The organism is Mesorhizobium sp. M8A.F.Ca.ET.021.01.1.1 (assembly GCF_003998025.1).
GTDB lineage: Bacteria > Pseudomonadota > Alphaproteobacteria > Rhizobiales > Rhizobiaceae > Mesorhizobium.
The window spans coordinates 1-6,452 of the sequence record NZ_RZSJ01000345.1; the positions used below are offsets into that span (position 1 = coordinate 1).

The window sequence follows — 6,452 nt, forward strand, 5'->3', positions numbered from 1 at the left end:
GCTGGCGCTTGGCGGCGGCATCGCGCTGCAGCGCGTCGAGACCGACCTGCTGCTCGCCGGCCTGTGCCGAAGCAGCCTTAAGCGTGTTGACGTCGGCGACGAGTTGGTTTTCGCGCGACTTGGCGGCATCGGCCTGCATCGCCAGGCCCTTCATAATCTTCTGGGCTTCGCTGCGGATCTGCGCATCGAGATCGGCCAGCTGTGATTTGGCCGCGCGAATACGCGGATGATTGTCGAGCAGCGTCGTCGACAGATCGGCGATGTTGGCGCGCAGTTCTACCTGCCGTTCCCGCAAACGCTGGATCAGATCGGAAGACAGCACCTCCGGCAGTGAATCCAGCGATCCGCCGTTTTGCAGTGCCTTGCGCACGCTCTCGGCTGTGCCTTCAGCCGCGGCGCGGTTGGCCCGCACCCGCGACAACTCGGTCGACAACTCGGCCAATTGCTGGGTGGCCAAGGTGGAATTGTTACCGCCCATCAGGAGGTCCGACTGGGCGCGGTAAGCCGCGACCTTGGCTTCGGCATCCCTGACCTGCTTGGACAGGTCGGCGATCTCGGGCGCCAGGAAGTCCGCTGCGGCGGTGTTCGATTCGCTCTTCGCCGCGCCCTGCCCCGCAATATAAGCGGCGGCAATGGCATCTGGGATGGCGGCGGCGAGCTTCGGATCCTCCGAAGAGAACTCGATGGCAATGATGCGAGTCTTTTCAACGCCGTAGACGTTGAGCTTCTCGCGCATTTTCTTCAGCACGCGTTCGTCGGCCGAAACATCCATCGGGTCGTTCTTCAGGCCAAGCAGGATCAGCACACGGCTCAGGGACGACATGTTGATCGTCTCGTCGAACTCAGACAATCGCGACAGGCCGAGTTTCTGGGCGACCTGCTTGAGGATTTCGTTGGACGAAATTATCTGGACCTGGGTGGCAACGCCCTGCTCATCGAGGATCGGCTTGTCGCTGTCCGGGGTGCTGCTGGCGGGCCGCGTATAGACGGATTCTCGCGGGGCGATCTCCACCTGCGTCTGGGCCTTGTAGTGTCGGGTCGCGAACGACGCAGCCGCGAAGGCAAGTCCCGTCACCACGAGAACGAAGACCAGAATCCGCAGCCAGTTCCGCCCCAGGCTGGCGAAGAGCTGCCTGAGATCAACGTCGACGTCTGCGGCCGCGGACTGAACGGACATGCATCCCTACTCCGAAACTGGGTCGGGACGCACCGTAAACAACTATGGTAACTCAGCCGTTAAGATCACGGTAAGCTTCCATTAGGGTTTACTGGCGGGCGATCGAAAAAATCGATAAAATCGCAAAACCTGCCCGTAAGAACGGCTATCGGCTCACTCCTTTACCGGCCATTAACCCTAACAGGATGATAACGGACCCGATCCCAGATGTTTGCTGCGACGCCGCAGCGGCCAGTCGAAGGTACCTGTCCGGTCATGAAAAGCACTGCTTCCCTCTTTCGCGCACTGCTTGCCGTGTCGATGCTCGCGGGCTGCTCCAGCTATCGGCCGACGCCGGCCGCCTTTCACGAGGTCCTCGACCAGCCGTATCGTCTCGGCGCCGGCGACCGTGTTCGCGTCACCGTGTTCGAGCAGGAGGGCCTGACCAATAGCTATAGCGTCGACCAGTCCGGCTACATCTCCTTCCCACTCGTCGGCGCCATTCCGGCACGTGGCCACACCGCGCAGCAGATGGAAAAGGAGATCGCCGACAAACTGCGGCAGGGCTATCTGCGCGACCCCGATGTCTCGGTCGAGATCGATCGTTACCGTCCGATCTTCGTCATGGGCGAAGTGGGCGCCGCCGGCCAGTATTCCTATGTGCCCGGCCTGACTGTGCAGAAGGCCATCGCCATCGCCGGCGGCTTCACGCCACGCGCCAACCAGGAGAGCGTCGACATCACCCGCGACATCAACGGCAAGGTGATAACCGGCCGCGTGGTCACTTCCGATCCGCTGCTGCCGGGAGATACCGTCTACGTCCGCGAACGCCTGTTCTGAACAGACACCTCGTGGCGGGCAAGCTCAGGATCGTCCACTGCTTTCGCTCACCCGTCGGAGGAATTTTCCGGCACGTGCGCGACCTGACGGAAGCGCAGGTCGCCGCCGGCCACATGGTCGGCATCGTTTGCGACTCCACCACCGGCGGCGAACTCGAGGAGCGCCTGTTCGAGCAGATGAAGGGCACGCTGGCGCTCGGCATCCATCGCACGCCAATGCAGCGCCATGTCGGCCCGGGCGACGTGACCTCGGCGCGGCGCACCTACAGGATCATCAAGGAATTGCGGCCGGACGTGCTGCACGGGCACGGCGCCAAGGGTGGCGTCTATGCCCGTCTGTTCGGCTCATTGTTGCGGGTATCAAGGTCTCGCGTAGCCCGCCTCTATTCGCCGCATGGCGGTTCTCTCCACTATGACGAGAACACAGCCACCGGAAAGCTGTTCTTCGCGCTCGAGTATCTCATGGCGCGCTTCACCGACAGTCTGCTGTTCGTCTCCGACTACGAGCGGCGGACCTATCGCAGGAAGGTAGGCGAGCCGCCGATCCCGAACACGCTGGTCTACAATGGACTTCGCGCCACCGAATTCGAGACGGTGACCGCCGGGTCCGATGCGGCTGATTTGCTCTATATCGGCATGATGCGGGACCTCAAGGGCCCAGATATCTTCATCGATGCGCTGGCCGCCGTCGCTTCCCGGCTTGGCCGATCACCGAGTGCCGTGATGGTCGGCGATGGCGACGACCTGCCCCGCTACCACGAGCAGGTGAAGCGCCTGGGGCTTGAAGGCAATGTCCGCTTCCTGCCGCCTATGCCGGCCCGGGAGGCCTTTGTCCTGGCGGCGCTCGTCGTCGTTCCCTCGCGTGCCGAGGCCATGCCCTATACCGTGCTGGAGGCACTTGCCGCGGCAAGACCAATGATTGCGACCTCGGTCGGCGGCATACCGGAGATTTTCGGTTCAGGCTCCCCCGCCCTGATCCGGCCGGATCCGGCCGAACTCGCCGATAAGATGAGCCAGGCGCTGGGCGACCTCGCCGCCTATCGCAAATTGATGCCCGATGAATCCACGCTCAGGGCGCGCTTCGGCGCCGACGTCATGGCCGCCGAAATCGAGAAGGCGTATTTCGCCGCGCTGGCAAACTAGTCCCAAGCTCTTCCAAAGCCATGGGTTGTTTCAAGGGTTTCTTAGCTCTCTTTTGCTAATCACCCTGGGGAAGCTTGCGGACTGTTCCATGAACGAGATCGACCCCGCGCACCGCTTTTCATCAGAAGCGGTCCGTAAATTCGACGGCCCTGCCGAAGGCGACAAGCCCGGCGGCATGAACGACGTTGCCCGACAGGTCGCGTCGCAATACCGGCGCGATACAATGTCGCCGATCATGGTCAGCGGCGTGCTGCGCATGGTCGAATTCGCGGTGCTGCTGGTCTCGGGGCTTTGCGTCTATTTCTACTATGTCGGATTCTTCAATTACCTGGCCTGGCAATATCCGCTGACGATCGCCGCCGCGTCGTTCCTCGCCGTGGTGCTGCTCGATGTCACGGATTGCTACCAGGTCGTATCCCTGATGCGGCCGATCGCCAATTTCGGGCGCATCCTGCTGGTCTGGGCCGGGACCTTCGCCCTGATGGCGTTGACGGCATTCGTCATGAAGATGTCGCAAGACTATTCGCGCCTGCTGTTCGGCACCTGGTTCGTCGTTGCCTTTGTCTGCCTCTTCGGCCTCAGGCTGGTGATGTCGAAGCTGATCCGGCGCTGGGCGCGCGATGGCAGCATGGAACGGCGCGCCGTCATCGTCGGTGGCGGCAAGGCGGCGGAAGTGCTCATCCGCTCGGTGGAAAAGCAGCCTTACAATGACATCCGCATCTGCGGCATCTTCGATGACCGCAACGACAAGCGTTCGCCAGCCCTCGTCGCCGGCTATCCCAAGCTCGGCACCATTTCGGAACTGATCGAATTCGCCCGCATCGCCCGCATCGACATGCTGATCGTGTCGTTGCCGCTGACCGCCGAATCGCGCGTGCTGCAATTGCTGAAGAAACTGTGGGTGCTGCCGGTCGACATCCGGCTGTCGGCGCATTCCAATGCGCTGCAGTTCCGTCCGCGCGCCTATTCCTACATCGGCTCGGTGCCGATGCTCGATATCTTCGACAAGCCGATCAACGATTGGGATTCGGTCGCCAAGCGCGCCTTCGACATCATCTTCAGCCTCATGGGCATCATCGCGTTCTCGCCCTTTATGCTGGCCACCGCCATCGCCATCAAGCTCGACAGCAAGGGACCGGTGCTGTTCAAGCAGAAGCGGCACGGCTTCAACAACGAGGTGATCGAAGTCTACAAATTCCGCTCTATGTACACCGACAGGTCGGACCCGACCGCCAAGCAGACGGTGACCAAGAACGATCCGCGCGTCACCCGTGTCGGCCGCTTCATCCGCAAGACCTCGATCGACGAGCTGCCGCAATTCTTCAACTCGCTGCTCGGCTCGCTCTCGCTCATCGGTCCGCGTCCGCACGCCATAGCGGCGCAGTCGCACAATTTGCTCTACAACGAAGTGGTCGATGGCTATTTCGCGCGCCACAAGGTCAAGCCAGGGGTCACCGGCTGGGCGCAGATCAATGGCTGGCGCGGCGAGATGGACACCAATGAAAAGATCCGCATGCGGACGGAGTATGACCTCTATTACATCGAAAACTGGTCGCTGCTGTTCGATCTGCGGATTCTGTTCCTGACGCCGATCCGGCTGCTCAATACGGAAAACGCCTATTGAGCGCGATCAGCCATGATCTGCCGCGCGCGGCGATCAACGCCAAGCTGATCACGCTGATTTCCTCGAGCGCGGTCGTGCTCGGCATTCTTCTGTCGGGCTTCGTCATCAGCGAGCCGGCGCCTTACGAAATTTACATGGCCGCGCTTATCGCCATCTGGGCCCTGTTCGGCCTGCGGATTTCGCGCGCGGCCATGCCGCTGCTGGTGCTGCTGGTGACCATGAACATCGGCGGCATGATCTCCATGACGCAGATGGCGGACCTCGCCTATACGCCGCTCTATCTCGCCGTGTCGCTGTTTCTCGCCTTCAGCGCGGTGTTCTTCGCATCGGTCACCGCAACGCAGCCGAACCTCTACCGGCTGATCTTCAATGCCTATGTCGTCTCGGCCGTGGCCACGTCGCTGCTTGGCATAGCAGGCTATTTCCACGCCTTCCCCGGCACGGAAATGTTCACCAAATACGACCGCGCCGCCGGTGCCTTCCAGGACCCGAACGTGTTCGGGCCGTTCCTGGTGCTGCCCGGCATCTACCTGCTCTATCTGCTGTTGACCGGACCGGTCACGCGCATGCCGCTGCTGGCCGTGCCGCTGCTGATCATCAGCGCCGGTATTTTCTTCTCGTTCTCGCGCGGCGCCTGGGGCATGTTCGCGGTCTCGGCCATCCTGCTCACCGGCTGCCTGTTCCTGCAGAGCGCCAGCGGCATGTTCCGGCTGCGCGTGGTAATCATGACCATCGCCGCCCTGTCGCTGCTTGCCGTCGCCATCATCGTCATATTGCAATTGCCTGGGGTGGCGGAGATGTTTTCCAGCCGCGCCCACCTCGAACAGAGCTACGACACCGCCCGCCTCGGCCGCTTCGCGCGCTACTCGATCGGTTTCCAGATGGCCATGGAGCACCCGTTGGGCATCGGGCCGCTGGTCTTCGGCACGATCTACGGCGAGGACACACACGACATCTGGCTGAAAATGCTGATGGATTATGGCTGGCTCGGCTTCGTCTCGTTCCTGACGCTGTTCTTCTGGACGATATCGGCCGGATTCCGCATCCTGCTGCGCGACCGGCCGTGGCAGCCCTACCTGCTGTGCGCCTACGTCGCCTTTATCGGCAATATCGGGCTCGGCACCTTCATCGACATCGACCACTGGCGCCACATGTACCTGCTGCTCGGCTTGATCTGGGGCGCCATCGCCCTGGAATACCGCCACCAGCGGCTGTTGAGGCCGGTCTTGCCGGCCTCATTCAAACCAGCGATCGCGGCAAGATAATTATCGCGGAAATCGGTTGACCCGAGCCGGGTTATCACGATACATCGCGACCGGTCCGGAGTGTAGCGCAGCCCGGTAGCGCACTTGACTGGGGGTCAAGGGGTCGTCGGTTCGAATCCGGCCACTCCGACCATTACGAAGCAGGACTTGCCCCCAAAAGTCCGCCCTGCCGCATCACCTAATTCTCGAATTGCCCGTTTTGCCCAGCTCAGCTCCTGATTGAATCCGGCGCTAACCTTGGCACACATCCACCCATTGCGCGCCAGTAAGCTCAACCATGCGCTGCGGTGCAACGCGCACCGCAGCGTTGGTGGCGCCGGCGGCGGGTACCACCTCGACGAATTCACGCAGCGAGACGTCGCAATAGACCGGCAGCGGTGACGGCAGGCCGAACGGACAGACACCGCCCACCGGATGGCTCGTGG

General features: G+C 62.1%; 6 protein-coding genes and 1 tRNA gene. 5 read left to right on the forward strand and 2 right to left on the reverse strand.

Annotated elements, in window-relative coordinates:
- Window positions 1–1,177, reverse strand: a 1,177-nt coding sequence (locus tag EOA36_RS23220) for a GumC family protein (protein ID WP_189553319.1), incomplete at its 3' end; no start/stop codon positions are given.
- A gap of 255 nt (window positions 1,178–1,432) precedes the next feature.
- Here EOA36_RS23220 and EOA36_RS23225 point away from each other — a divergent pair.
- The 5 genes from EOA36_RS23225 to EOA36_RS23245 all read left to right on the forward strand — a co-directional run bounded on the left by EOA36_RS23225 (window position 1,433) and on the right by EOA36_RS23245 (window position 6,160).
- Window positions 1,433–1,996, forward strand: coding sequence for a polysaccharide biosynthesis/export family protein (locus EOA36_RS23225; RefSeq protein WP_127279587.1), 564 nt, complete (start codon window positions 1,433–1,435; stop codon window positions 1,994–1,996).
- Window positions 1,997–2,007: 11 nt separating this feature from the next.
- Complete coding sequence (locus EOA36_RS23230) at window positions 2,008–3,138, forward strand: glycosyltransferase (RefSeq protein ID WP_127279588.1); 1,131 nt, start codon at window positions 2,008–2,010, stop codon at window positions 3,136–3,138.
- 88 nt (window positions 3,139–3,226) lie between these two features.
- A complete protein-coding gene (locus EOA36_RS23235; protein ID WP_127279589.1) occupies window positions 3,227–4,762 on the forward strand; it encodes an undecaprenyl-phosphate glucose phosphotransferase in 1,536 nt (511 codons plus the stop codon).
- Window positions 4,759–6,027: an O-antigen ligase family protein gene (locus EOA36_RS23240; protein ID WP_127279590.1), complete on the forward strand. Its 1,269-nt coding sequence runs from the start codon at window positions 4,759–4,761 to the stop codon at window positions 6,025–6,027. The genes EOA36_RS23235 and EOA36_RS23240 overlap by 4 nt, the downstream gene beginning before the upstream one ends.
- A 56-nt stretch (window positions 6,028–6,083) precedes the next feature.
- Window positions 6,084–6,160, forward strand: a tRNA-Pro gene (locus tag EOA36_RS23245).
- Between the two features lie 98 nt (window positions 6,161–6,258).
- Here EOA36_RS23245 and EOA36_RS23250 read toward each other — a convergent pair.
- Window positions 6,259–6,452: YbaK/EbsC family protein (locus EOA36_RS23250; RefSeq protein ID WP_281040076.1), on the reverse strand; the 194-nt coding region annotated here is incomplete at its 5' end.

What these genes read in the sequence shown, in the direction of transcription:
- EOA36_RS23235 (WP_127279589.1), top strand. Translation starts at nt 3,227, where the DNA reads ATGAACGAGATCGACCCCGCGCACCGCTTTTCATCAGAAGCGGTCCGT.
- EOA36_RS23225 (WP_127279587.1), top strand. Translation starts at nt 1,433, where the DNA reads ATGAAAAGCACTGCTTCCCTCTTTCGCGCACTGCTTGCCGTGTCGATG.